At 55.7% G+C, this 23,299-nt stretch carries 24 protein-coding genes; 16 read left to right on the forward strand and 8 right to left on the reverse strand.

What is annotated here, in order from left to right; all coding sequences use genetic code 11:
* The first annotated feature begins 5 nt into the window (after positions 1 to 5).
* From BN3277_RS09355 to BN3277_RS09400, 11 genes are all read left to right on the forward strand, one after another.
* On the forward strand, positions 6 to 926 hold the full coding sequence (locus BN3277_RS09355; RefSeq protein ID WP_059042006.1) for an ABC transporter permease: 921 nt from the start codon (positions 6 to 8) through the stop codon (positions 924 to 926).
* Complete coding sequence (locus BN3277_RS09360; protein WP_059042007.1) at positions 926 to 1,735, forward strand: ABC transporter permease; 810 nt, start codon at positions 926 to 928, stop codon at positions 1,733 to 1,735. The genes BN3277_RS09355 and BN3277_RS09360 overlap by 1 nt, the downstream gene beginning before the upstream one ends.
* Positions 1,732 to 2,775 (forward strand): ABC transporter ATP-binding protein, encoded by a 1,044-nt coding sequence (locus BN3277_RS09365; protein WP_059042008.1) that lies wholly within the window; start codon positions 1,732 to 1,734, stop codon positions 2,773 to 2,775. The genes BN3277_RS09360 and BN3277_RS09365 overlap by 4 nt, the downstream gene beginning before the upstream one ends.
* Positions 2,776 to 2,780: 5 nt before the next feature.
* Entirely contained in the window at positions 2,781 to 3,569 is a 789-nt protein-coding gene (locus tag BN3277_RS09370; protein ID WP_059042009.1) for a DeoR/GlpR family DNA-binding transcription regulator, read from the forward strand.
* A 14-nt stretch (positions 3,570 to 3,583) separates the two neighbouring features.
* On the forward strand, positions 3,584 to 4,432 hold the full coding sequence (locus BN3277_RS09375) for an alkaline phosphatase family protein (protein ID WP_059042010.1): 849 nt from the start codon (positions 3,584 to 3,586) through the stop codon (positions 4,430 to 4,432).
* 18 nt (positions 4,433 to 4,450) lie between these two features.
* On the forward strand, positions 4,451 to 5,497 hold the full coding sequence (locus tag BN3277_RS09380) for a PHP domain-containing protein (RefSeq protein WP_059042011.1): 1,047 nt from the start codon (positions 4,451 to 4,453) through the stop codon (positions 5,495 to 5,497).
* A gap of 60 nt (positions 5,498 to 5,557) precedes the next feature.
* Positions 5,558 to 5,707, forward strand: coding sequence for a hypothetical protein (locus BN3277_RS25750; RefSeq protein WP_187380055.1), 150 nt, complete (start codon positions 5,558 to 5,560; stop codon positions 5,705 to 5,707).
* A gap of 183 nt (positions 5,708 to 5,890) precedes the next feature.
* On the forward strand, positions 5,891 to 6,589 hold the full coding sequence (locus BN3277_RS09385) for a PspA/IM30 family protein (protein WP_082691394.1): 699 nt from the start codon (positions 5,891 to 5,893) through the stop codon (positions 6,587 to 6,589).
* Between the two features lie 32 nt (positions 6,590 to 6,621).
* On the forward strand, positions 6,622 to 7,653 hold the full coding sequence (locus BN3277_RS09390) for a TFIIB-type zinc ribbon-containing protein (RefSeq protein WP_059042708.1): 1,032 nt from the start codon (positions 6,622 to 6,624) through the stop codon (positions 7,651 to 7,653).
* On the forward strand, positions 7,650 to 8,459 hold the full coding sequence (locus BN3277_RS09395) for a TPM domain-containing protein (protein ID WP_059042012.1): 810 nt from the start codon (positions 7,650 to 7,652) through the stop codon (positions 8,457 to 8,459). Before BN3277_RS09390 ends, BN3277_RS09395 begins: the two co-directional genes overlap by 4 nt.
* Positions 8,460 to 8,479: 20 nt before the next feature.
* Positions 8,480 to 9,493 (forward strand): SPFH domain-containing protein, encoded by a 1,014-nt coding sequence (locus tag BN3277_RS09400; RefSeq protein ID WP_059042013.1) that lies wholly within the window; start codon positions 8,480 to 8,482, stop codon positions 9,491 to 9,493.
* Positions 9,494 to 9,560: 67 nt separating this feature from the next.
* Here the strand turns inward: BN3277_RS09400 and mscL are convergent, their stop codons facing one another.
* Together mscL and BN3277_RS09410 are read right to left on the reverse strand one after the other, a co-directional pair.
* Complete coding sequence (mscL, locus tag BN3277_RS09405) at positions 9,561 to 9,956, reverse strand: large conductance mechanosensitive channel protein MscL (RefSeq protein WP_059042014.1); 396 nt, start codon at positions 9,954 to 9,956, stop codon at positions 9,561 to 9,563.
* 574 nt (positions 9,957 to 10,530) lie between these two features.
* Positions 10,531 to 11,439, reverse strand: coding sequence for an EamA family transporter (locus tag BN3277_RS09410; protein ID WP_059042015.1), 909 nt, complete (start codon positions 11,437 to 11,439; stop codon positions 10,531 to 10,533).
* A gap of 221 nt (positions 11,440 to 11,660) precedes the next feature.
* Here BN3277_RS09410 and BN3277_RS09415 point away from each other — a divergent pair, with 221 nt between their 5' ends.
* Entirely contained in the window at positions 11,661 to 11,849 is a 189-nt protein-coding gene (locus BN3277_RS09415) for a hypothetical protein (protein WP_059042016.1), read from the forward strand.
* Positions 11,850 to 11,901: 52 nt separating this feature from the next.
* On the opposite strand, the gene BN3277_RS09420 is transcribed toward BN3277_RS09415, so the two are convergent.
* Together BN3277_RS09420 and BN3277_RS09425 are read right to left on the reverse strand one after the other, a co-directional pair.
* Positions 11,902 to 12,891 carry a dimethylarginine dimethylaminohydrolase family protein gene (locus tag BN3277_RS09420; protein WP_059042018.1) on the reverse strand — a complete coding sequence of 330 codons (990 nt, stop codon included), beginning with the start codon at positions 12,889 to 12,891 and terminating at the stop codon, positions 11,902 to 11,904.
* Positions 12,892 to 13,010: 119 nt separating this feature from the next.
* Positions 13,011 to 13,622 (reverse strand): hypothetical protein, encoded by a 612-nt coding sequence (locus BN3277_RS09425; protein ID WP_059042020.1) that lies wholly within the window; start codon positions 13,620 to 13,622, stop codon positions 13,011 to 13,013.
* A gap of 198 nt (positions 13,623 to 13,820) precedes the next feature.
* Between BN3277_RS09425 and BN3277_RS09430 the strand changes: the two genes are divergently transcribed.
* Complete coding sequence (locus tag BN3277_RS09430; RefSeq protein ID WP_059042022.1) at positions 13,821 to 14,033, forward strand: DUF378 domain-containing protein; 213 nt, start codon at positions 13,821 to 13,823, stop codon at positions 14,031 to 14,033.
* A gap of 65 nt (positions 14,034 to 14,098) precedes the next feature.
* On the opposite strand, the gene BN3277_RS09435 is transcribed toward BN3277_RS09430, so the two are convergent.
* From BN3277_RS09435 to BN3277_RS09445, 3 genes are all read right to left on the reverse strand, one after another.
* Positions 14,099 to 14,767 (reverse strand): SGNH/GDSL hydrolase family protein, encoded by a 669-nt coding sequence (locus BN3277_RS09435; RefSeq protein WP_059042024.1) that lies wholly within the window; start codon positions 14,765 to 14,767, stop codon positions 14,099 to 14,101.
* A gap of 111 nt (positions 14,768 to 14,878) precedes the next feature.
* Complete coding sequence (locus BN3277_RS09440; protein ID WP_059042026.1) at positions 14,879 to 16,714, reverse strand: ABC transporter ATP-binding protein; 1,836 nt, start codon at positions 16,712 to 16,714, stop codon at positions 14,879 to 14,881.
* Positions 16,704 to 18,458, reverse strand: coding sequence for an ABC transporter ATP-binding protein (locus tag BN3277_RS09445; protein ID WP_059042709.1), 1,755 nt, complete (start codon positions 18,456 to 18,458; stop codon positions 16,704 to 16,706). The genes BN3277_RS09440 and BN3277_RS09445 overlap by 11 nt, the downstream gene beginning before the upstream one ends.
* A 256-nt stretch (positions 18,459 to 18,714) precedes the next feature.
* Between BN3277_RS09445 and BN3277_RS09450 the strand changes: the two genes are divergently transcribed.
* From BN3277_RS09450 to BN3277_RS09460, 3 genes are read left to right on the forward strand one after another with little or no spacing between them, the layout of a single operon-like run.
* Positions 18,715 to 20,205: a spore germination protein gene (locus BN3277_RS09450; protein WP_232436375.1), complete on the forward strand. Its 1,491-nt coding sequence runs from the start codon at positions 18,715 to 18,717 to the stop codon at positions 20,203 to 20,205.
* A complete protein-coding gene (locus BN3277_RS09455; RefSeq protein WP_059042030.1) occupies positions 20,195 to 21,304 on the forward strand; it encodes a Ger(x)C family spore germination protein in 1,110 nt (369 codons plus the stop codon). Before BN3277_RS09450 ends, BN3277_RS09455 begins: the two co-directional genes overlap by 11 nt.
* A 20-nt stretch (positions 21,305 to 21,324) precedes the next feature.
* Complete coding sequence (locus BN3277_RS09460; protein ID WP_059042032.1) at positions 21,325 to 22,434, forward strand: GerAB/ArcD/ProY family transporter; 1,110 nt, start codon at positions 21,325 to 21,327, stop codon at positions 22,432 to 22,434.
* Positions 22,435 to 22,521: 87 nt separating this feature from the next.
* On the opposite strand, the gene udk is transcribed toward BN3277_RS09460, so the two are convergent.
* Positions 22,522 to 23,145, reverse strand: coding sequence for a uridine kinase (gene udk, locus BN3277_RS09465; RefSeq protein ID WP_059042034.1), 624 nt, complete (start codon positions 23,143 to 23,145; stop codon positions 22,522 to 22,524).
* Positions 23,146 to 23,299 lie beyond the last annotated feature (154 nt).

Raw genomic sequence — 23,299 nt, forward strand, 5'->3', positions numbered from 1 at the left:
GTGGCGTGAAGCGAAAAAATCGCTGGTTTTTGCTAGGGCTCGTTCCTTTCGTCGTCATGGTGGCCCTGTTCCAGCTGGTGCCGATCGTGTCGATGATTACGGGAAGCGTCCGCTCGGAGGAAGGCGCCGGAATGACGCTGGGGTATTACGCCCGTATTTTTCAAAGCGAGTATTATCTCAAAGCGATTCAGAACAGCTTGCTGATTTCGGTCTTCTCGAGCGTGATCGGGATCGTCGTCGGATTGGCGTGCGCCTATTCCGTAACGCGGTTTGCGCCGAAGATGCGGGACCGCCTGATCATGGTGTCCAATATGACTTCGAATTTTGCCGGCGTACCGCTCGCCTTTGCGTACATTATTCTGCTGGGCAGCAATGGGGTATTTACTTTGCTCTTTAAGCAGTGGGGCTGGGATGTATTTGCCGGTTTTAACTTATATAGCTGGTCGGGACTTGTCCTGGTGTATGTCTATTTTCAAGTTCCTTTAGCGTTATTGTTGCTGTACCCTTCGTTCTACGGCATTCGAGAGCAGTGGAAAGAGGCGGCGTCCCTGCTGGGCGCGAGCCATTGGCAGTTTTGGAGAACGATCGGGATCCCGGTGCTGATGCCGGCCGTGTTCGGCACGCTGGGAATTTTATTCGCCAATGCGATGGGCGCTTACGCGACGGCTTATGCCCTCGTCGGCAGCAATTTCAACTTGCTTGCCGTGCGGATCGGGAACTTGGTCTCGGGCGACGTCGTGACCGAGCCGCAGCTGGGGAATGCGCTGGCGGTCATTCTAGGCCTGTCGACGCTGCTGGCAGTTTACCTGAACCACAAGATGACCCAGCGATTACACCGGTTCCAACCTGGCTCGGCGGAGCGGAAGGTTCGCAGCCGGAGGAAATGGCCCAAGCTGAAATCGCCTGCCCTTAAGGAGGAATTGTGATGCAGACGCCAAGCAAGAAGGCGGGCTGGGCTCCGCGTTCCCTGATGCTGCTCGTGATGATTTATTTGCTGCTTCCCTTGCTGGCAACGATGATTTACGCGTTCGCGAAGGAGTGGCAAGCGACCCTGCTGCCGCAGAGCTGGACGCTGGAATGGTTCAGCGGGATGTTTCAGGATGTTCGTTTCCTGGACGCGTTATGGAAATCGTTGTATCTCTGCGGGATCAGCATCGCGCTTAGCCTGGCCGTCATGCTGCCGGCCGTGTTCATTATCACTGTCTATTTGCCCCGGTTGGAGAGCTTCATGAAAGGGATTGTGGTGCTCCCTTATGCCGTTCCGGGCGTCGTTGCCGCAGTGGGGTTGATCCGCGCGTACTCCTCCGGCCCGATCAATATTTCGGGGACCGCGTACATTTTGATCGGTGCGTATTTCATCATCGTTCTGCCTTATATGTACCAGGGTATCCGCAACAGCCTGTTGACCGTATCGGCGCCGGAACTGCTGAATGCCGCGGAGATGCTGGGCGCGGGCCGCATGCGGGCGTTCGTGACCGTGATTTTGCCAAACATCTGGCCGGGGGTGGTGACGTCGACTCTGCTGTCTTTTTCCGTCCTTTTCGGGGAGTTTGTGATGACGAACATGCTGGTGGGCGGACACATTCAGACGATTCAGGTGTATTTGTCCCGGCGGATGAATGAAAGCGGGCATTTAGCCAGCGCGATCGCGATTTCGTATTTCTTGTTTATCCTGGCGTTGTCCATGGTCTTGATGAAGCTCGGCAAAAAAGTAAACAGGGGGATTTCGGAATGAAGCCATATCTGAAGCTGGAAGGGATCCGCAAGCAGTTTGGAACGGCTACGGTGCTGAATCGCGTGAACTTGGAGATCCGCGAGGGGGAGTTAGTCACGCTGTTAGGGCCTTCAGGTTGCGGAAAAAGCACGCTCCTACGCTGCATCGCCGGCCTGACGGAGATCGACGAAGGGCAGATCTGGCTGGACGACAAGGACATTGTGAATCTGCCCCCTCGGAACCGGGAGATTGGCATGGTGTTCCAATCGTACGCTTTGTTCCCGAATATGACGGTCCGCGAAAATATCGAATACGGGATGCGGATGCGCGGCGTTGCCAAGGAAGCCCGCCGTCAGAGATCCGGCGAACTGCTAGAGCTTATCGATTTGGCCGATAAGCGAGACGCTTATCCCGCACAGCTGTCGGGGGGACAGCAGCAGCGCGTGGCGCTCGCCCGTTCTCTGGCTATCCGTCCGAAGGTGCTGCTATTGGATGAGCCGCTGAGCGCGCTGGATGCGAAGATCCGCAAAAATCTGCGCACGGAAATCCGCGAGATCCAGAAGCAGTTTAACATGACAACGATCTTCGTCACACACGATCAGGAGGAAGCGTTAACCTTGTCCGACCGGGTCTGCCTGATGAACCAGGGGAATATCATACAGCAAGGGACCCCGGAGGAGTTGTACGCCAAGCCCGCTACGGAGTTCGTGGCGCGGTTTATGGGCAGCTACAACGTGCTGACGCGGGCTGAAGCATTACGGTTGTTTGGTGCGGTGCCCGGCGATGCGGAGAGCTACGCCATCCGGCCGGAGGCGCTCTCGTTGGTCGGATCGGAGCAAGCTGCGGACCCGGTCTATTCGGACAAACCCATCGTGGAGGGCAACGTTCACTCGGCGTCGATTCTCGGCAATGTCATCCGTTACGCCATCGATGCGGCCGGCATTCGACTGACGGTGGATATGTTGAACGACGGGAGATCCCGGCGGTTCGCGGAGAACCATCCCATCGCCCTCGCTTTAGATCATACGCAACTGCTGCAGCTGGAGAAGGAAGGAGCTTAAGCAAGTTGTCCATTTCATCCGAAGAACGCAAACGCGTCATCATGGAGCAGTTAAAGCAGGAGGGACAGGTGAAGGTTCCGGAGCTGTCGCATCGTTTAACCGTGTCGGAAGAGACCGTACGCCGCGATTTGATCCTGCTGGAGAAGGAAGGTTTGGCCAAAAGAGTCTACGGCGGCGCAGTCCTCACCAAGCTGACCAGCTATGAACCGCCGTACTTGCAGCGCCAGAAGGTCAAGGCGGAGGAGAAGGAGCGGATCGGCCGCGCCGCCGCCGAGCTGATTGAATCCGGCGACACCATCGCTATCGACATCGGGACGACAACGCTGGAGATGGCCAAGGCGATCGCCGGCAGGGAGCGGCTGACGATCCTGACGAACTCGCTCGCTGTGGCGTATCACCTGATGGAGTCGTTGAACGGCGGGAGGTTTTCCGGGAAGATTTTTGTGGTGGGCGGAGAATTAAATCCGGAGCAACAGTCCATGTCAGGGACGATTGGCGAGAGCATCCTGTCGCAATTTAGGGTCGATAAGGCGTTTATCTCCATTGGCGGAATGTCCTTGGAGCGGGGGATCAGCGATTACGATGTCGACGAAACAGGCATGTCGCGCCGGATGATTGAGGCCGCGTCCCGCACGATCGTGTTGGCCGATGCGTCCAAGCTAGGTAAGGAAGCATTCGTGGAGATCGCGCCGCTGAGCCGGGTACACGCCATTGTAAGCGACGTTGCCGTGCCCAAGGAATGGATGCAGGCGCTACGCGGCCATCGCATTCAATGGATTGAGGCCACCAATTAAAGGGGGAGAAATGAATGTCATCAGCAAAAGCAGAAACCGAACTAGAAACAGAAGCCAAGAAGCTCGTTGTGGTTGTGTTGGACGGCTTAAGATATGATGCAGCTCGCAAGTATCTCGGGTACATGGAGCATCTCGTGGAGCAGGGAGAGGTGGCCTGCTATCAAGTGCAGTCGCAGCTTCCGAGCCTGTCCCGCCCGCTCTATGAAGTGTTGCTGACCGGTACGCCGGTTGCCAGAAACGGCATTACGGCCAATCACATCGCGCGGCTGAGCCGGGAGCAAAGCGTGTTCCATCTTGCCGTAACCGCTGGATTAAGAACGGCCGCCGCCGCGTACCATTGGGTCGGCGAACTGTACAACCGGGCGCCGTTTAACCCGGTGACCGACCGGCATCAGCATGAGGAGAGCCAGCCGATTCAGCATGGAATCTTTTATTTCGAGGACCACTATCCGGATAGCCACCTGTTCCTCGATGCGGAGCATTTGCGCACGGCGTACGATCCGCATTTTCTCTATATCCATTCGATGAACATCGACGATATGGGGCATAAGCACGGCGGGGAGAGCAAGCAGTACGAAGGCGCCGTCCGCGCGGCGGACGGGATGCTGGCTACGCTGGTGCCGCTTTGGAGATCGCAAGGGTACGAAATCATCGTCACGTCCGATCACGGCATGAATGCGGCGGGACAGCACGGAGGCACCGAGCCGGAGGAGCGAAACGTTCCGATGTATGTATTTGGCGAGTTACCGATCCCGTCGCCGATGCTCCAAGGGAATCAGGGCTTGTCCCAGCTCTATCTGGCTCCGCTGATGTGCCATTATCTAGGGATTAAGCCTTCCGAGGCTATGGTGAAATGGGAGTAGACAAGGAGGCGTTTGCGGTTGAAGGTTGACATGCATTTTCATTTGGAGGAAGGCCCGTATTCCATGCGCTGGTTGTCGCGGACCTTGCAAGGGCTGGCTTCGACCGAGCCGGGGCCGGACCCGGCGCTCGGGCATCATACGATGGAGTATGCCGAGGAAATGGCGAAGCTGTTGTCTCGGCGAATGGAGCAGGGGAGTTATAGCGAGGAGTGGCTGGATCGCTACTTGATCCGGGGGCGCGAACGCGGGATTCAGGAGTTTGGCGTGGTTGATCATTTATACCGGTTTCGGGAGTGTCGGCCGTATTACGAGAAACACATGCTGCTGGATGACAGCCGGGTGGGTAAACTGCAGCGGGCTTGGCTGGATCAGGTTTGCGTGGCTTCCATCACGGATTTCGTCAACTTTGTTGCGGAAGCGAAAAAGACGCGGCCCGATCTCGCGCTTGGCATTGAGGCGGATTTCTTCCCCGGCGGCGAAGCGGAGCTGGGCGAAATTTTGGCAGGTTACGATTGGGATTACGTGATCGGCTCGGTGCATTTTTTGGAAGGCTGGGGGTTCGACAATCCGGAGGCGAAGACTGGCTTCGATGGCCGGGATCCCGTGCAGACCTATGCGGACTATTACGAATTGCTGCGGCAAGCCTGCGCCTCGGGGTTGTTTCACATTATCGCCCACCCGGACAACTTGAAAGTGTTTGGTTTTCGGCCGGCCGACGAGAAGAAGCTGCTGCCGTATTACCGGAGCATCGCCAAGGAAATGGTGCGCAGCGGTGTAGCCACCGAGATCAATACCGGCCTTGCGTACCGCTATCCCATCGCGGAGAGCTGCCCGAGCCCGTTGTTCCTGTCCGTACTTGCCCATTACGAAGTTCCGTTGACGTTATCCTCGGACGCTCATTTTCCGGACGATATCGGCACTTTGCTAGATACAGCCTTGTCCGATGCGATCGACCAGGGGTACAAGGAGTTGGCGGTGTTTCGGGATGGGAAGCGGCGGATGGTACCGATCTTCGCGAATAAAGCAGCAGCCAAGGAAGTCGGAGGAGCCCAAGCCAGCCCCTGACTGCATAGAACGACGTATTTCCGTGCAAGTTACCTACAAAAACGGTTAGGAGCGTGCGTCATGCAGCAGGATTACGAGTTCACCGATCTGGAGGGACGGGAGTCGCTAGTCCAAGAGATTCGGAGGCTGGAGGAGAAGATCGAGCAGTCCCTCGGCGAAAAGGTCAATCTGATCGCTTACTCTGAGAAAAGAGAAGAGTCGAGCCACTAGTACGAAAATGCGCATGGAGGATCGGTTTATCCCATGGTTCAGACGGTTTGCGCTAGCGCGAATCCGAGAGAACGCCCTTAGGGGCGTTTTTATTTTTGCCATGCCTTCGTTGGCGACAATGAAACCAATGGGTTCGATATGATGTATTATTAAGTAAATGACCATCTGAAGGAGGGACGGGAAGTGGGAATCTTGTCGAGGTTTAAGGATGTCATGCGGTCGAATCTCTCCGCCATGCTGGAGCGTTCACAGGATCCGGCGGCGACGGTGGATGCCTACCTGCGTCAATTGAGCCTGGATATCGGGCAGGTCAAGGCGGAGACGACAGCGGTTCAGGCGGAGGAGGACCGGGCCAAGCGAGCGCTGGATGAATGCGCCGAGGAGGTTCGGAAGCTGCAGCGTTACGCGGAGAAGGCCGTGGGATCGGGCGATGAGTCCGCCGCGTTGAAGTTTCTGGAGCGCAAGGCGAAGCAGGCGGAGCGGCTGCAGGGGTTGCAGACGGCTTATGACCAAGCGGCGGAAAATTCGTCCAAGATGAAGCAGATGCTGGGGAAGCTTGTCTCCGATTTACAGAAGCTGGAGGCGCGGCAAGCCACGCTGAAGAGTAAGCTGGCGGAGGCAGAAGCGCTAAGCCGGGCCCAGGCTTCGGGCGGCTCGGAAACGGCGCTTCGCGAGCTGGAGGCCAAGGCCGAGCAAGCGCTAAACGAAGCGCTGGCTTTGGCGGAGCTTCGGGCCGGGTCGCAGGAGGATGATCTTGATGCGATCTTCGCGGAGTTGGAGAAGAACAACGCTGCGGGGATGAAGTCGGACGAAGCCCCGGGATCTGGACCTGAGAGCGAACTGGCGGCGCTCAAAGCGAAAATCAACAAACAGGATTCCTGAAAATTGAATTCGGATGGATCGAGGTGAACGAATTGCCGGTTATTGAATACAAATGCCCGAACTGCGGCAGCGGCATGACGTTTGATAGTACGACGGGCATGCTGTCCTGCCCGAGCTGCGGCCGCAAGGACAATATTGAGCAAATTCCCGACCCGCTGAAGCAGCAGGTGTTTGCGGAGGATGAGGTCCGGGAGTACCACTGCGAGAGTTGCGGCGCGGTCATCGTCACGGAGCCGGAGACCAGTGCAACGACCTGCAGCTTCTGTGGGTCCGCCGTGGTGCTCAGCGATCGCTTGACCGGGAAGCTGGCCCCGCAGCGGGTGATTCCTTTTGCGATCAGCAAGGAAGAGGCGATGGCAGCCTTCAAAAAATGGTGCCGGAAAGGGCTGCTCACCCCCCGCGGATTCATGACCGCGGATCGCATTCAGGGCATCACCGGGATGTATGTCCCGTTCTGGTTATACGATTTACTCAATAACGTGGATGTCCGCGGGCAAGGGACCAAGGTAAGGAGCTATCGGCGAGGCGAATATCAATACACGGAGACGGATTATTACGAGTTTTACCGGAGAATTCGGTTAAATTATGTGCGGCTGCCGATTGATGCCTCGGCCAAAATGGACGATCAGCTGATGGATAAGCTGGAGCCTTTTCCCTACGATCAATTAAAGACGTTTAAGACGCCGTATCTCGCCGGTTACATTGCCGAAAAGTACAACTATACCAGCGAGCAGCTCACGCCGAGAGCCCGGGAAAAAACGATGCCTTATATCGAATCTTATATTTCTTCAACCGTTTCTGAGTACACTACGGTAAGTTATGCCGGCAAACAGATCGACACGATCGTTAAGCGAGCCGACTACTCGCTGCTGCCGGTGTGGATGGTTTATTACAACTACAAGGGCAAGCAGTACACCTTTGCCATGAACGGCCAGACGGGGAAAGTGGTCGGGAAACCGCCGCTAAGCAAAGGAAAAATGGCGGCATGGTTTGCCGGCGTTTCGGCGGTATCTTTTCTGGGGCTGAAAATCGTGGCCTGGGTATGGGGAGGCGTATTCCTATGAACAAGCGAGGGGTAGCCGCGTTCTCGTTCCTAATTCTAATCGCGTTAAGTATGCTGACTCCATTGACGGCTCAGGCTGAATCATCCCCAGCCCACAAGAAGCTAATCTACGATGAGGCCGAACTCCTGTATCCGGAATATCTTGATGATTTAGACGCCTTGGCGAATGAATATGGGCCCAAAAGAGAACTCGACATCATGGTCTATACGACGGATAACCCCGAAGACGAGGACGTCGTGAAGCTGACCGAGGCTTTCTATGACGAGCGAGCCCCGGGCTACGATAAAGCGCATGGAAACGCCGTGATTTTGACGTTGGATATGCGTAATCGGGATTTATATCTGGCAGGCTTCTATAAAGGCGAGGAAGTTCTGGATGACAGCCGTTTGGACAAAATACGCAACAAAATCGCCCCCATGCTAACCGCAGGCGATTATCACGGCGCGTTTGCAGAATACATACGCACGGTTTACCGGTATGCGGGGTTCCGACCGGGAGTGAATCCGGATAATCTCCTGTTTGATACCAGCGTTCAACTTCTGATTGCGTTGATCGTTGGAGCGTTGGTCGTTGGTGTGATGGCGTTCCGGAGCGGCGGCCGGGTGACGGTGAACAGCCGTACCTATGAGGACTCGGGTGACTCTGGCGTCATTTGGCGACAAGACAACTATCTCCGCACGACGGTCACGAAAACGAAGATCGAGAGCAGCAACAATAGCGGCGGTGGTGGCAGTGGAGGTGGCGGCGGAGGCGGCGGTACAACCAGCGGCGGACACTCCCATAGCGGAAGCCGGGGATCATTCTAAAGGAAGGGGCAGGAAAGCCGATGAGTTTTTTTAAAAGCCAATTTGCCAATGTCGTGGAATGGGAAGAATTCCGGGACGACATGATTTTCTGGAAATGGAGCAACCGTGAGATCAAAAAAGGGAGTAAGCTGATCATCCGCTCGGGGCAGGATGCGATCTTCATCAATAACGGGAAGATTGAGGGGATTTTTAAGGAGGAAGGCGAGTATAACATTGCTTCGGAGATCGTGCCGTTCCTATCCACGTTGAAGGGGTTTAAGTTTGGATTCAACAGCGGGATGCGGGTTGAGGTGTTGTTCGTCAACACGAAGGAGTTTACCGTTCGCTGGGGCACGCAGAATCCGGTGTTAATCCCTACGCCTCAGTTGCCCGGCGGGATGCCGATCCGCGCGAACGGCACGTTTAATTTCAAGGTGAATGACTACGTGACCCTCATCGATAAGGTGGCGGGGGTCAAGCAAAGCTATCTGGTGGAGGACGTCAAGCTTCGCATTACCTCCGTACTCGACCAGTTGCTGATGAAGTGGATTAGCCGGGAAGGCAAGGACATGTTTAATCTGCAGGCCAATGCCGTGGATATCGCGAGGGGCATTCAGGAAGACCTCGATATGCAGGTGATGGACGATGGGCTGGCGATCACGGGGTTCCAGGTGATGAGCTTCAGTTATCCGAAGGAAATCCAGGATATGATCACCAAGACGGCATCGCATGAGATGATCGGCAATCTGCCGAAATACCAGCAGGTCAGCATGACTGACGGCCTCGCCTCGGGGAAGGTGCAAGGCGGCGGGGCGGCTTCGGATATGGCGGGTATGATGATGGGGATGAACCTGGCCAAGGAAATGATGAAGAACCTGAATCCGGAACCGGGTCAGGGGAAAGATCAGCCGCAGTCGCAAAAATCAGAGGAGAGCCAGCCGCCGCGTCCTTCCGCACCCGAAGCGGGCTCCAAGCGCCCTAACTTCTGCCCCAATTGCGGGGCCAAGAACGAAGGCGCGAACTTCTGTCCGAATTGCGGGCAGAAGTTGGCGTAAAGAAGCAGACGAAAAACCGCCCGAGCGCAAATGACTCGGGCGGTTTATTTGCTTCCATGGAGTGGAGTCACTTCTCCTCCAACGCTCTTTGCTTCAACAAATCGCGGATTTCAGCTAGCAGCTCCTCTTCTTTGGAAGGGGCGGGGGGCGTTTCGGGCTTTGGCTCCTCTTTCTCTTTGCGTCTCAGCCTGTTAATTCCCTTGACGAACAGGAAGATGGAGAAGGAGACGATAAAGAAGTCGATGACGGTTTGGAGGAAAGCGCCGTATTTCAGCACCGTGTCCCCATACTGGAACTGCATCTCCTTCAAGTCAATACCGCCCACCAGCAACCCGACGACCGGCATCAGAATGTCGTTGACCAGGGAGGTCACGATACTTCCGAAGGCGGCACCGATAATGACCCCGATGGCTAGATCAAGCACGTTCCCTTTTAGCGCAAAGGCTTTGAATTCTTTCCACATGATGTCGGACCTCACTTTTGGCATAATATTAGCAGTATACCATGAGCGGACCGAAGGTAGTCCATAGGAGGAAAGGCGGGATATGAGTTCTAACGGACACTAGAGACGTTAAAGGGGAGTCATCAGGCACTTCTGCAACGTAACGGACTGAGATGACGTTATTTCCGGGAAGTTCCCGGGAAGTGCAGCTTTCCGAGGCAAATAAGGCCCGTGGAGTCCGTTACACGGGGAAATACTCGGGAAATGTGCGAATAAGGTCATTACGGTCCGTTACAGCGGCTGGCTCATCGATTGACCCGTTCCAGGCTCGTCGCTCCCCCTGTCGCCAGAATGCTGGGCCCATCCCAGGTTGGCTCATCGCTAGGCCCACGCCCGTCCCACGCTCAACCATAGGAGCGCCCGGAAGATCGGACGGATGATCGGGATAGGACGGCCCATTCGTCACTCGGTTTGGCCTCTCACATGGCTCACGTCTCACCATGCCGGCTCCCGTGTCTCGCCTTGCCGAGGACCTGATTCCGCTGTTGCCGAGCACTCACGTCATGGCCCGTCTTGCCACGGCCCCGCGATTCCCCTACAGCTCGTCCGCCAACCCCAGCAAAGCGATCCCCATCAGCACCAGCACGACGACGGCGTATTGCAGCCGACTAAGCCGTTCCTTGAGGAACAGGCGGGACAGAATGACCGAAAATACGCTGTACGAAGCGATCAGCGGGGCCGCGACGATGGCGTTGCTAGCCATGGCGAACACGTAGAAGAATTGGCCGGCCGTCTCGAAGATTGCAGCAACCCCTTTGACGCGTTCTCCCCAGAAGTTGAAGCGTTGTTTTTTGACCGCAACCAAGTAAATAAACACCGCTGCGGCGCACAGGAAAAAGGTAAACTCGTAAGCCAGCAGCGCCGCATCTTCCCCGATCAGCTTCAGCTCGTCCAGGTAAATCCCGTCGGCAAACGTGCCTAATCCGTCAAGCAGGCAGTACAACAGGGGAAACGTAATCGCCATCATACCGATTTGGTATTTGGCATCGATTAGCTCCTTCCCCGACTTCAGGGCCATCCGTTCCCCTTGCTTCTCCAGAATTGCCAGCCCCACTACGCCGAAGGTGATGATCGCCACCCCCGCAATTTCCACCCAGCCCAGATCACGGGGGAAAAACAGATACAGCAGGATCGCCGTCACCGCTCCAGAGGAGTTCTGCACCGGCGAAGCGATGGATAGCTCCATGTACCGGAGCCCGAAATAGCCGATTGCCATCGATAGGATGTACAGCGCCGATACCGGCAAATACCGAATCATATCCATCGGATCGAAAGACAACCCCTTGATCAGAAGATAAGCCGTGCCGTGAATCCCCATCACCAGACCGACCATGACGACGATTTTTAGATGACTGAACCGGTCTTGGCTGTCACTGCCCTTTTTATAGAAAAGATCAGCGCCCCCCCACGCTAAAGACGTAAGTAGTGCGAATAAAAACCACATGTTGTTGCTCCTCCCCTAAAAATAACAATCTTTCTGATTATACAAACCGGTCCACGGGGATTGTCTATGACAAAATTTACCGGAGGGCGGCCCGAGCTGCCGGGGAGGACAACCCCAAATCCCCCCTTGAAAAAATGCAAACGCTCTCTAATTGTGTTACAATGCTTCTAATATGAAATCATAGGAACGATAACAAATGATAGGGGCGGGTGGGTCGCTGAATGAGAGGATATAACCTGTGGCGTCCGATATTTCTGATTTTAATCGCGCTGCTGACGAATAGCTTGGTCTCGAACCTTTGTATATTGTTTGGAATGACACCTGAAGCTGCCAAGAATATCGGATTTGTGGCGATGATGCTCGCCGCGTTGGTCGTGTATACCCGATTTTCGAAAAACCGCCGCAAGTAAGCAAGGAAGAGAAAAGAGACGCGTCCCGCGTCTCTTTTTTGTTGGTATCCGTTTATAGCAGCGGTTCCCGAATCAACGGCAGGGTGCAGCAGTGGATACCGCCGCCCATCTTGGCGATTTCGGAGGTCTCGACGGGGATGACCTGAACGCCTTGGCTCGAGAGCAGGTCGATCGTATGCTTCCCGTCTGCGGAGAACAGAACCTTCCCCGGAGCTAGGGTTAAGCCATTGATGGTTAGTGCTGGATCGCGGGGATCGACATGGAGCAGCTCGAAGCCGCGTCCGTGCAGCTCTTCCAGAAACCAATAGGGCAGTAAGGCGATATTCACCAGCGCTTTGCGGCGGTCGACCATCAGGAAGGCTTCGTCCAGGTGAATGATCGAGGCGGGCAAATCGATGACGAGGAGTTCGATCTGCTGCAGCGACAGAATATGGCGTACCTGCTCGATGCCTTCGGGGTTTACCCGCTCCGACCGGCCAAGAACCGCCGTTTGCCGATCCAGCATGACAAAGCTGCCGCCCTCGGCGAAGCCGCCGCCTTGGATCATGCCGAGGATTGGGACGCCGGCGGCGCCAAGGGTGCGGGCAGCCAGCGCCGTTTCCCCATACCGGACGTACAAGGCAAGCCGGGACAAAATCACACCGCCGGGGATAACCATCCCCAAATCGCGGGTATACATCATTTCCGGCCAAGGCTTGTCCGGCGGGTCCAGCCAGAGAATCCGAACGCCCTCCTTCTCCAGGGCGGCGGCTAAAGCTTGATGCTGCGCTTGCAAGCGTTTGAGCTTGGGGGCGGCGGTGCCGTTGGATTTACTTGGCTTCCCCCGGATATGCTGAAGCAGGACGGGACCGGATTCGATTGCGCCGGCGTGATCATGGAGCTGCAGCACTTCCTCGCCCGGTGCGTGCATCAGCACCAGACGAAGGGGACCTATCGGATTATCCGCGCCCCAACGGGATGTCCAGACGGCCTCCAGCAGCTCCGGGTCATGAAACGGTTCAAGCACTAGTTTTCGTGACAAATAGGGATAAGAAGACGGCATACGGTGCTCCTTTCCATGCCTGAGAGTAAGGGGGTTATGATCGCCCATCCTTTCAGCGTTCCCATTTCAAGACCTCGACAAAACAGGCAGCCGTCGAAGGGGCGACGACTGCCTTACGGTTATACCATCAGGGCCTTGATGCCGTTAAACAACGGGATAATCGATTTGATGGCGTTGTAGCCCATTTTCATCAGGGGCATGTATTTTTGGACCTTTTGCACCATGCCGAATATTCCGGGCCGACGGGGTCTTTCCGGGATTTCACCTTCCAGGCCCTGTTCCTGTGAACCGCCGGATTCTCCGCTTGCGCCTTCCAGGCCTACCCATCCAGGTCTTCTCGGCCGCCCCTGGCCTCCTGCGAAACCATAGCCGCCATAGGTTCCGGGCCCAGGTCCCGGTCTTCCGGGATTCCCAAGAAAGTTACCGTACCCTCCCCCAGGGCCGCCGCCATAACCCCAGCCCCCTGGACGAATGCCGGTGCCTGCGTATGGATTCCCCGGAACGCCGCTGCCGAATAACGGCTGGAAGGCCGATACCCGGGCTTTTTTGCTGCGCGCCGCCGCTTTTTTCTTTGATTTTTTCTTATGGCGCGGAGGGACGGACAGAAGAAGACCGTTCGGATCCAGCCCGGCGATCCATCCGATATAAGAAGATCCGTCGTGCAAAACCACACGAACCGGCTGGCCTTTCAGCTGCTTCGCGCGATTGCGAATGTGTGCCGAACTTGCCATGCAAGGATCACCTCAGTGCTTGAGATTTTTTCGGTAGACGTTTTGCTCGTTATATCTTACTCGGATTTTTGCGCGCTGCCTGTGCTTGTTCCTTAGTTTTTGGCCGATTCGTGATATTTGCCCACACCTGCATAAAATTTGGGCAACTTGGAAATTTAACTAATGAATAAAAATTTTCGACCGAGGAGTTGGCCCGGAATGAAAACGTTGAACGTTGTAGCGCTCACCTTACTGATTGTGGGCGGGTTAAACTGGTTGTTGATAGGGCTCTTTCAATACGATTTGGTAGCGAGCATTTTCGGCGGGCAAGACTCAACCCTGTCGCGCGTGATCTATACCATCGTTGGCATTTGCGCTATCTACGCGTTTAAGTTCTTCAACGATGTCACGGAAGACGAAGTCGCCAGATAAGTAATGCCGGAGAAGAGAAGTCCGTGCAGGTAAGCGGTAAGTCCGGGATGCGGAATGCATCCCGGTTATTTTTTTTTCGAAGAGACGTTGGTTTTCGGAAAAAGATACGGGGCAAGCCCGTTTGCGATAACTCGGTGGCCCCGGTCGTTCGGATGAATCGGCAGCGTGCCGCCGAGGATATCCTCCAGCTGGCCTCCCCGGTACCCGTCGATCAGTTCGGCTTGCTTGCCTTCGAACCATTTGTGCGCCGGTGCGATTTTGGCGCCGTGGGCCGCGGCGATGGTTTGGGTCGTCTGGTTCAGACGGCTGATCCACTCGACCGCGATCGAGCTGCTCGGAAACGGATTATACTGCGTGCAGCAGACGATCCGGGCCGAGCTGATTTTGCGGATATGCTCCAGGATGGCGCTTAGATTTCGGCGGAACTGCAGGAGCATCTCCATATTCGGAAACGGCCCGCCATTCACAAGCGGCGTAATCGCCGCATTGGCCAAATCGACGCCGCCGATCCAAACCGATACGACCGAGGAGCGTTTAATCATTTCCGATCCCTGCCACAGCACGGCGTCCAGCAGATTGCTGCTGGTCCAGCCGGAACGGGCCAATACATAACCCCTGATCATGCGGGGGTTTGAACGATTATAAGTTGATACGGCCAACTGGGGATATGCCAATCTCGGCGAGGAAGCGTTATCGCCATACGTAATGGAATCCCCAAGCGCGGTGTAAATCATCTGCAGGTCACCCACCCAACATAGACTTTACACCTATAGTATTGCGAACCGGGTGGGGAGGTGCGGTTTATCCCAAAGAGAGCCGACCCGATGGAACGGGCCGGCCCTTCATTATCTATGCTGCGCAAGGTGCTGCAATTCCGAGCGGTCTTGCCGGGAGTGGCGAACCAGCTCTGCATAGTAGCCGCCCTGGACTAGCAGCGTCTCGTGCGTGCCCTGCTCGGCGATGCGGCCGTCCCGGATGACGAGGATGCGGTCGGCCTGCTGCACGGTGGACAGCCGGTGCGCGATGACCAGCGTTGTCCGTCCGGCAGACACCACGTTCAGCGCGTTTTGGATCAACTGCTCCGTTTGCGAATCCAGGTTGGCTGTCGCCTCATCGAGAATCAGGATGTTCGGTCGAAAAGCCAGGATCCGCGCGAAGGAGATCAGCTGCCGCTCTCCGGCGGACAGCCCGCTGCCTCGGTTGGACAGCCGGGTGTCGTAGCCGTCCTTCAGCCGCGCGATCATGGGCTCGGCGCCGATCCGGCGGCAGGCCTGGATCACTTCCTCGCGGCTGATGTCCTCGCGGAAGAGGCGGACGTTGTCGATGATGGACCCGGCGAACAGGAACGGGTCCTGCTGCACCAGTCCGACGATGCGATGCAGCGAGGCTTGCGGGAGACGGCGGATATCCGTGCCGTCGATTTCGACGCTGCCATCGTCCACGTCATAGAACCGCGTCAGCAGGTTCACCAGCGAGCTCTTGCCTGCGCCAGTTGTGCCGACGATGCCGATGAATTCGCCTTCTCGGACGTGGAGGTCGAGGCCGTGCAACACCTCCTGCCCCTCCGTGTACGAGAAGCGAATGTGATTGAAATCGATCCGCCCGCGCACGGCAGGAGCCAGCATCGGCTGGGTTTCCTTCGGCACAGGGTCTTTCACCTCCGGCTCGGAGGAGAAAATCCGCCACAGCCGATCGACCGACACGATCGTAGATTGCAGCGTGTTCCACTGCTGGGTAATCTGGTTGATCGGCTGGAAGAACTGGCGGATATAGCTGATAAAGGCATACAGCACGCCAAATTCGATGCGCTCTCCGAGCACCGCAGAGCCGCCGATCCAAACCACGAAAGCCACCGATAAATTGCCGAGGATATCAAAGGATCGGTTGAACAGGACGGTCGCCCGCACTTCCCGCAGGTTGGCTTTTAAATACGCCGAGTTCCGCTCCCCAAAGCGGGAGATCTGTTCCCCTTCCTGATGGAACGACTGGATCAAGCTCATGCCGTTCAGATTTTCCGCCGTAAACGCGATAAGCCGGGACAGCAGGGAGCGGGCCCGCTGATAGCTGGTGCGCAGATACTTGCGGAACGCAACGGCGATCACGGTAATGATCGGAAAAAGAATCAAGCAATATAAAGCCAGCTTCACGTCCAGCGCAAACATAAATACGACAACCAGGATCAGCGATAATCCGTCGCGCACCAAGCTCAGCAGTACTTGGGTGAAAAACTGGTTGATCGTCTCCGTGTCGCTGGACTCATTTGTAACGAGGCCGCCGGCGGAGTTGCGGTCGAAGAAGGACATCGACTGCCTCGTGATCTGCTTAAATAAATCCTTGCGCAGCACGGCAACAATGCTTTGCCCGGCCCGTTGCAATAGGTTCGCTTGCCAATAAGAGAAGACGCCGCTCACGGCCTCAAGTGCAAGGTAGGCCAAAGCCAGACCCAACAGGATGCTAGGGCCATGGGCACCAAACAGCACCTTTTCGTCGATGGCGTATTTAATCAGGAACGGCTGCAGCAAGTCGGCGGAAATGGCCAGGAAAGCAAAGCCAAATACGGCGAGGAACGCCTTTTGATGCGGTTTGGCATAAGCGAGCAACGCCGTAAACGCCTTTCGCCGCTGCTCCGGGGTGATCTCGTATTTCTTGCGGGTGTCCGCCGCTTCCGAGTTAGACGGCATCGCTGTCGCCTCCTTCCTGGAGGTGATACAGACTGGCGTACAAGCCCCCGGCACGCAGCAGCTCTTCATGGGTGCCTTGCTCGGCAATCCGCCCATCGTCCAGCACGAGGATCCGGTCGGCGTGTTTCACCGCGCTGATGCGATGGGCGATGATCAAGGTTGTCTTGCCCTGCCGGGCTTTGCGCAGACGGGATAGGATCCGCGTCTCCGTTACGGCGTCAACGGCGCTGACGCTGTCGTCCAGCAGAAGAATCGGGGCGTCCTTGATCAGCCCCCGGGCCAGGCTGGTCCGCTGGCGTTGTCCGCCGGACAACGTGAGGCCGCGTTCGCCCAGCTCGGTGTCAAATCGCTTCGGGAAGCCGGCGACGTTATCGTAGAGATCGGCCAATTTAGCGGCCGCCTCAATCGCGCTCAGCTCCGACGTCCGGTCGTAGAAGGCGATGTTATCCCGCAGCGTCGTGCTGAACAGGAAGCCGTCCTGCGGCACGTAAGCGATGCGGGTGCGCAGGCTCTCCAACGTCAGGCTGCGGACGTCGCGGCCGCCGATGAAGACCGTGCCGCGAGGCGGGTCGTAGACCCGCAGCAGCAGCTTGACAAGCGTGGTTTTGCCGCTGCCGGTCCGGCCCACCACGCCCAGCGTTTCCCCAGGGTTGAGCCGGAGATGGATATCCTTCAGCGACTCGCGTGCGGCGTCCGGATAGGTAAATGTTAAGCCGCGGATGTCGATGCGCAAGGCTTGCGCGTCCTCCGGCAGCAGCAAGGCTCCGTCTTCGTCGCGGATGTCCGGCGTCACGGACAACAAGCGGTTCAGCCGGTCCAGCGAAGCCCGCGCCCGCTGCATGAAGTTGATGACGTTGCCGATGAGCCGAAGCGGGTTCATGATCATCCGCAGGTACAACGTCAGGGCGACGAAGCTGCCCAGCGACAGCTCGCCGCGCGCGACGAGCAGGCCGCCGTAAGCGATGGCGACGGCCATCGAGATCGCGCCGGTAAACGGCAGCAGCACCTGGAACAGCGAACTCATGCGCACCAGCGACAGCTGGCTGCTCAGGATGCGGTCGACCGTTTGGCCGAACCGGGCGCGGGCGATCTCTTCGGTCGCAAAGCTCTTCGTCACTTTGATGCCTTCAAACTGCTCCTCCGCCGCTTCGGTCATCGCCGCTAACGACTCCTGCACCTTCCGCGAGTTGTCGCGGATTTTGGGACCGAAACCGATCACGATCCACGGGATGGCGAGCAGCGGCACTACGCAAACCACGATCAAAAGCGCCGGAATATCGCTGACCGTCATCATCGTAATGACGGAAATCAACAACACCGACGCATTGGTTAATTGGTTCAACCCGTTGGCGATCGATTCCCGCACGCCGGTGACGTCATTCATCACGTAGCTGAGCAGCTTGCCGATCCCGTTTTTCGAGAAGAACGCTTCGCTTAATTGAGTAAAATGCCGAAACAATTGGATCCGGGCGCGAAATTCGAACATTCGCCCCAGGCGATGGTTGATGTATTGCCCGAGTCCAAAACACAGGCCGTAGACGACGGCGATGGCGGCCAGAATGAGCGCGTATCGGCCCACACCGCTTCGCGTCAGCCCGCCTTGCTGGAGGTGATCCGTGAAATCCCCCAGTACCTTTGGAAAATACGAATACGTCACGTTGGCGGCCGTCAGGCATAACGCGGCCGTCACATACAGCGGCAAATGCGACTTCATGTGGCCAAGCAGCAAGGTTTTTCCCCGCATCGGGCATCCCGTCCTCTCCCAGAAAAGTTTGCCGGTTCTCTCCATCCTCCTATTTTCCAGTCTCAGCCTTTTTATCATACTGCGAATCACGGGATCCATCAAACCGTAGGACACGCGATTTTGCATATTTATACACCTCGGATGTGCAGGTGGTTTGCAATAAGCCACGCGTTACGCTCTAACTCGCAACATTTGCATAAAACCCGTCCCCCCGCGGAAACTTATAGGAAAATCATTGCAATGAAGGAAGATGCTTGTGGACCATTCCGACGAAAAGAAGCGGCAAGACGGAGGGCGCTTCACCCTGGAGCTGGCCCGAAAATCCAGTGATTTTCATGAGTTTTCCCCCTTTGAGGACGACGAGGGCTTGCTTCAAATCGCCTTCTACCGTTCGCTGGTGTCGACGGACAAAGTGACGCATTTTCTGCTGCCTGCCCTTCAGCAGCATCGGGACCGGCTTCAACACCCGGAGGGGATTCGGGAGTTTCTTCCGTTTGCCGAGGTGACCCAGACGGACGAGGAGTCCGAGGCTGTTACCAAGATCATGGAGGGGTTCGTCCTGCTGCGGATAAGGTCAGCGGGTGGCAGATATCTCCTGGCAAATCTGGTAAACAGCCAATCGGGGCAGCGTCAGAGTAACGATACGGAGAACGAGTCCAGCGTGATTGGACCTAAAGCCGGATTCGTGGAAAACTTGGATACCAACCTGCATCTCCTGCGGCAAAAGCTTCCGACGCCGCGGTTGATCATCGAAGCCCTGACGATCGGATCGCACTCCAAAACCCAAGTTGCGCTCGTTTATCTGGAGGGGGTGACGAACAAGGAGTACGTCCAGACGATGAGGCAACGCCTCCAAGCCTTTGATATTGAGGCGCTGTACGATACCTCCCAGTTGGAGGAAATCCTGTCGGACGACTCCAACACCTTGTTTCCTTTGTTCCTCTCCACCGAACGGATCGATCGGATCGTATATGCGATTACCTCTGGACAGGTCGTGGTGTTCTCGAATGGCTCCCCCTACGCGATGGCAGCCCCAGCCAATTTTCTGGGGTTTTTCGCGTCCCCGGAGGATTATTACATGCCTTGGGTATTGGGGAGTTTTTTTCGTCTGATCCGCCTGTTGAGCGTCATGTTCTCGATCTTTGCCACCCCGATGTACGTGGCGGTGATGACGTTTCATTATGAAGTGATTCCGGAAAGCATCCTGGGGCCGCTGATCCAATCGCGTATTCATGTGCCGTTTCCGCCTGTGGTGGAGGTCATCTTTCTGGAGATTACTATCGACCTGCTTCGGGAGGCGGGCGCGCGCCTGCCGTCTAAAATCGGCCAGACTCTGGGCATCGTTGGCGGGATCGTGATCGGCGAAGCCTCGGTACAAGCGGCGTTATCCAGCAATATCCTGCTGATTATCGTGGCCCTTTCGGCGTTGGCTTCCTTTACGACCCCGAACTATAAAATGGCCAATACCATCCGGTTGCTGCGGTTTCCCTTCGTTTTGTTGTCGGCGTTTTGGGGAGGGCTTGGCATCACGGCCGGTTTTCTGTTGATGATGGGACATTTGATCCGGCTTAAATCGCTGGGGATGCCTTATGTTGTCCCGCTGTATCCCTTCCGCAAGGGGAATTTGGACGACAGCGTGATTCGCGCCTCCTATCAATACTCGTATCATCGAAACCTGTTTCTCCGTCCCTTGTCGGGGTTTCGTTATCGCCCTCGTTCCCGAAAGGAGGATCGCGATGTGGAATAAGCGGTATCAGTGCCGATGGTGGTTACAGATCGTTTCGGCTTTCCTTCTTCTGGCTCTACTTCTGACGGGCTGCAGCCAAACCCGGATCGTTGACAACATCAAGATCCTCTCCGTGCTGGGGGTGAACCGAGATAACAAGCAATACCAGGCGGTTGGTCTGTACCTGAATCATTTGCAGGGCGACCAAATCATGTCCCTTCAGGGGAAAGGCGAGAACATGGAGCTTCTGCTTAGCCAAATGAATATGCAGTCGCCCCATCCGATTCATTTGGGGAAATTGCGGCTGCTGGTTTTAGACCGGCATATGGCCGAGCAGGGAATCGCCCACTTATTGCATACCTTTTGCCGAAATCCGCTGATCAGTACAAGCATGATTGTGGCGATCTCTGAGCAGGCTCCTGAACGGTTATTCCGGAATTTGGAGGGGAAAAGTCGAGAGACGCTGCCTTATTACTTAATCGAGCAGAATGTTAAATCCGATAACGTGCCGCTGAACAATCTGCATATTTTTCTGTACAACTATTACGGCGAGGGAAGGGATCCCTTTGCCCCTCTACTAAGTGAGAATCACGAGGGTAAGATCGAACTGACAGGCCTCGGCATCTTTCAGAATGACCGCTTAAAATTAGTGCTTAGACCCAAGGAGACGTTACTCTTCAAGATGCTGAAAGGTCGAGGAACGGGCGGGGATCTTCCGGTATCCGTACCCGCAAGGCAAGGGGGGTATGAGGTGGCCGCCTTTAGTGTGTTTAAGGGCATGCCGGTATTGCGATTGTCTCGGGAAGGCGATGCGATGAAATTAACGATCCATCTGCATCTGGAAGGCATGTTGAAGGACCCTCCTGTGGGAATGAATATGCGGGATCCAGGGCCTTTCAAAGAGATCGTGTCTGCCATGGAGCAGCAAATTGATGAAGGCGCCAGGAAACTGATAACCCTGCTACGGGACAATGGCGTGGATCCGCTCGGGGTAGGCGATTTTGTCCGGGCGCATCACCGGTCTTGGGAGGAAGAAGCTTTTTATAAGAGGGATTATCCGAAGATGCACTTTGAGGTTCATACCGAAATTACCCTGAAAGAATCGGGGATCGGAAACTAGAAAAGAAGGCAGGGAGTCGGATGAGCGGTACCGTCAAGGAAAGCAATCAAGTGTCGGGCTACTTTACCTGGTTCCTGGTTCACGCTGTCCAGACCGGGATAGGCATCTTGAATTATCAGCAAAAGATCGTGCACGGGGCGGAGCAGGATGCCTGGGTATCCGTCCTCTTCGTTGGCGTCTGTATGCATTTGGTGGTTTGGATGATGTTCCGTCTGCTGCGAATGGCCGATGGCGGGGATATCCTGTCCCTTCACCGCCAACTGTTTGGGCCCATCGCGGGGACCTGCGCATCCGGGCTCCTGTTCGTTTATTGCGTCTTGTTCTGTGCGGGGCAGATCCGTCAGTATGGGGAAATCCTTCATGTTTGGGTATTTCCTGATGCACCGCTTTGGCAATCTGCGTTAATCATTTTTGCGGTTGCGGGGTATATCGTTTCGGGCGGGTTTCGCGTCATTACCGGCATCTGCCTTGTTTGTGTCTTGATCCCCAGTCTGATCCTGCCAACCTTGTATTTTCCTCTGCAATACGCCCACTGGCTGAACTTGCTTCCTTTATGGAACCACAGGCTGGAGGATTATGCCCAGTCGGCCATCCATTCGATTAATCTCTACTTGGGACCCGAGTTCCTCTTGTTCTTTTATCCCTTTATCAAAAACAACACCAAAGCCCAAAAATGGGCGCATCTCGCGGTATTTCACTCCACGGTCATCTATATGGTCATCCTGGTGGGCACGTTCGTTTATTTTAACATGCAGCAATTGAGGCATACCGTTTGGCCATCGCTGATCCTCTCCAAGATTATTCGTTACACGATTGTGGAGCGATTTGACTATATTTATATCTTTAATTGGTTGTTTGTGATCTTCCCCGGATGTTGCATATCGATTTGGGCGGGAGCGCGGATTTTGAACCAAACGTTAAAGCTCCCGAAAAAATGGGCGTTATGGGTCACCTTGCTTGTGATGATCGTCGCAGTACTTTGGGTGCGATCGCCTGTGCGCATCGAGCGGCTGGAGAATATCATCATGCTCTTTGGCGGCACCTTGACCTTCGCCTACATTCCCCTGTTGCTGGTGATTGCCTCAGCCGTGCAGGCGGTCAAACGACGACACACGGCCCGAAGCGATTGAATTCGGTGCAACTAAAAAACACCCGCAACCTGTGCAGGTGTTCTTCGTAATGAAATGATAAGAGACGCTACGGCAGGAACCGTCTCCTTAAGCTTGGCTTCCGCCGGAAAGGTGCTTCTCCGTCAGGATGGTCAGCATTTGGATGCCCACTTCGTTATGCCCGCCTTCGGGGATAATGAGGTCGGCGTATTTTTTGGAAGGCTCAATAAACGCTTCATGCATCGGCTTCACCGTTGCAAGATACTGTTGATGGATCGAATGGATCGAACGGCCGCGTTCCTCCATGTCGCGCAGCACACGCCGGAGGATGCGCACGTCGGAGTCCGTGTCCACGAACACTTTAATGTCGAGCATCTCCCGCAGCTTCTCGTCATACAGGACAAATAACCCCTCAACGATAATAATGTTGTTGGGCTGCAGCTTCACCGTCTTGTCCGAACGGGTGTGGATCGTAAAATCGTACACCGGCGCATAAGCAGCTTGTCCGTTCTTGAGTTGGGTTAAGTGCTCCACCATCAGCTCGTTATCGAAGGCGAAGGGATGGTCGTAGTTCGTTTTCTCCCGTTCGGTCATGCTGAGGTGAGATTGATCCTTGTAGTAGTTGTCCTGCGAGATAAACGTGACTTTATCCGTGTCCAGCTGGCCGATAACCGAGCGGGCGACCGTTGTTTTCCCGGATCCGGTGCCACCGGCGATACCTATGATTAACATGAAATTGATTACCCTCCTAAAATACATCCCTCTAAACGTACCCGTTTAACATTCCAGTATTGTAGCATAGCCCGGGCTTTTTTTCACCTTGTTGGGGTGGAAACGGGGTCCTTCATATTATGGCAAATTCGTGACGGGATATCGATGGATGGGA

It is taken from the genome of Paenibacillus rubinfantis (assembly GCF_001486505.1).
GTDB lineage: Bacteria > Bacillota > Bacilli > Paenibacillales > Paenibacillaceae > Fontibacillus > Fontibacillus rubinfantis.

Coding starts and splice junctions, on each gene's coding strand:
- BN3277_RS09360 (WP_059042007.1), top strand. CDS start 926: ATGCAGACGCCAAGCAAGAAGGCGGGCTGGGCTCCGCGTTCCCTGATG.
- BN3277_RS09455 (WP_059042030.1), top strand. CDS start 20,195: ATGTGGAATAAGCGGTATCAGTGCCGATGGTGGTTACAGATCGTTTCG.
- BN3277_RS09400 (WP_059042013.1), top strand. CDS start 8,480: ATGAGTTTTTTTAAAAGCCAATTTGCCAATGTCGTGGAATGGGAAGAA.
- BN3277_RS09430 (WP_059042022.1), top strand. CDS start 13,821: ATGAAAACGTTGAACGTTGTAGCGCTCACCTTACTGATTGTGGGCGGG.
- BN3277_RS09395 (WP_059042012.1), top strand. CDS start 7,650: ATGAACAAGCGAGGGGTAGCCGCGTTCTCGTTCCTAATTCTAATCGCG.
- BN3277_RS09445 (WP_059042709.1), bottom strand. CDS start 18,458: ATGCGGGGAAAAACCTTGCTGCTTGGCCACATGAAGTCGCATTTGCCG.
- udk (WP_059042034.1), bottom strand. CDS start 23,145: ATGTTAATCATAGGTATCGCCGGTGGCACCGGATCCGGGAAAACAACG.
- BN3277_RS09410 (WP_059042015.1), bottom strand. CDS start 11,439: ATGTGGTTTTTATTCGCACTACTTACGTCTTTAGCGTGGGGGGGCGCT.
- BN3277_RS09440 (WP_059042026.1), bottom strand. CDS start 16,714: ATGCCGTCTAACTCGGAAGCGGCGGACACCCGCAAGAAATACGAGATC.
- mscL (WP_059042014.1), bottom strand. CDS start 9,956: ATGTGGAAAGAATTCAAAGCCTTTGCGCTAAAAGGGAACGTGCTTGAT.
- BN3277_RS09435 (WP_059042024.1), bottom strand. CDS start 14,767: ATGATTTACACCGCGCTTGGGGATTCCATTACGTATGGCGATAACGCT.
- BN3277_RS09365 (WP_059042008.1), top strand. CDS start 1,732: ATGAAGCCATATCTGAAGCTGGAAGGGATCCGCAAGCAGTTTGGAACG.
- BN3277_RS09415 (WP_059042016.1), top strand. CDS start 11,661: ATGAGAGGATATAACCTGTGGCGTCCGATATTTCTGATTTTAATCGCG.
- BN3277_RS09420 (WP_059042018.1), bottom strand. CDS start 12,891: ATGCCGTCTTCTTATCCCTATTTGTCACGAAAACTAGTGCTTGAACCG.
- BN3277_RS09375 (WP_059042010.1), top strand. CDS start 3,584: ATGTCATCAGCAAAAGCAGAAACCGAACTAGAAACAGAAGCCAAGAAG.
- BN3277_RS25750 (WP_187380055.1), top strand. CDS start 5,558: ATGCAGCAGGATTACGAGTTCACCGATCTGGAGGGACGGGAGTCGCTA.
- BN3277_RS09460 (WP_059042032.1), top strand. CDS start 21,325: ATGAGCGGTACCGTCAAGGAAAGCAATCAAGTGTCGGGCTACTTTACC.
- BN3277_RS09425 (WP_059042020.1), bottom strand. CDS start 13,622: ATGGCAAGTTCGGCACACATTCGCAATCGCGCGAAGCAGCTGAAAGGC.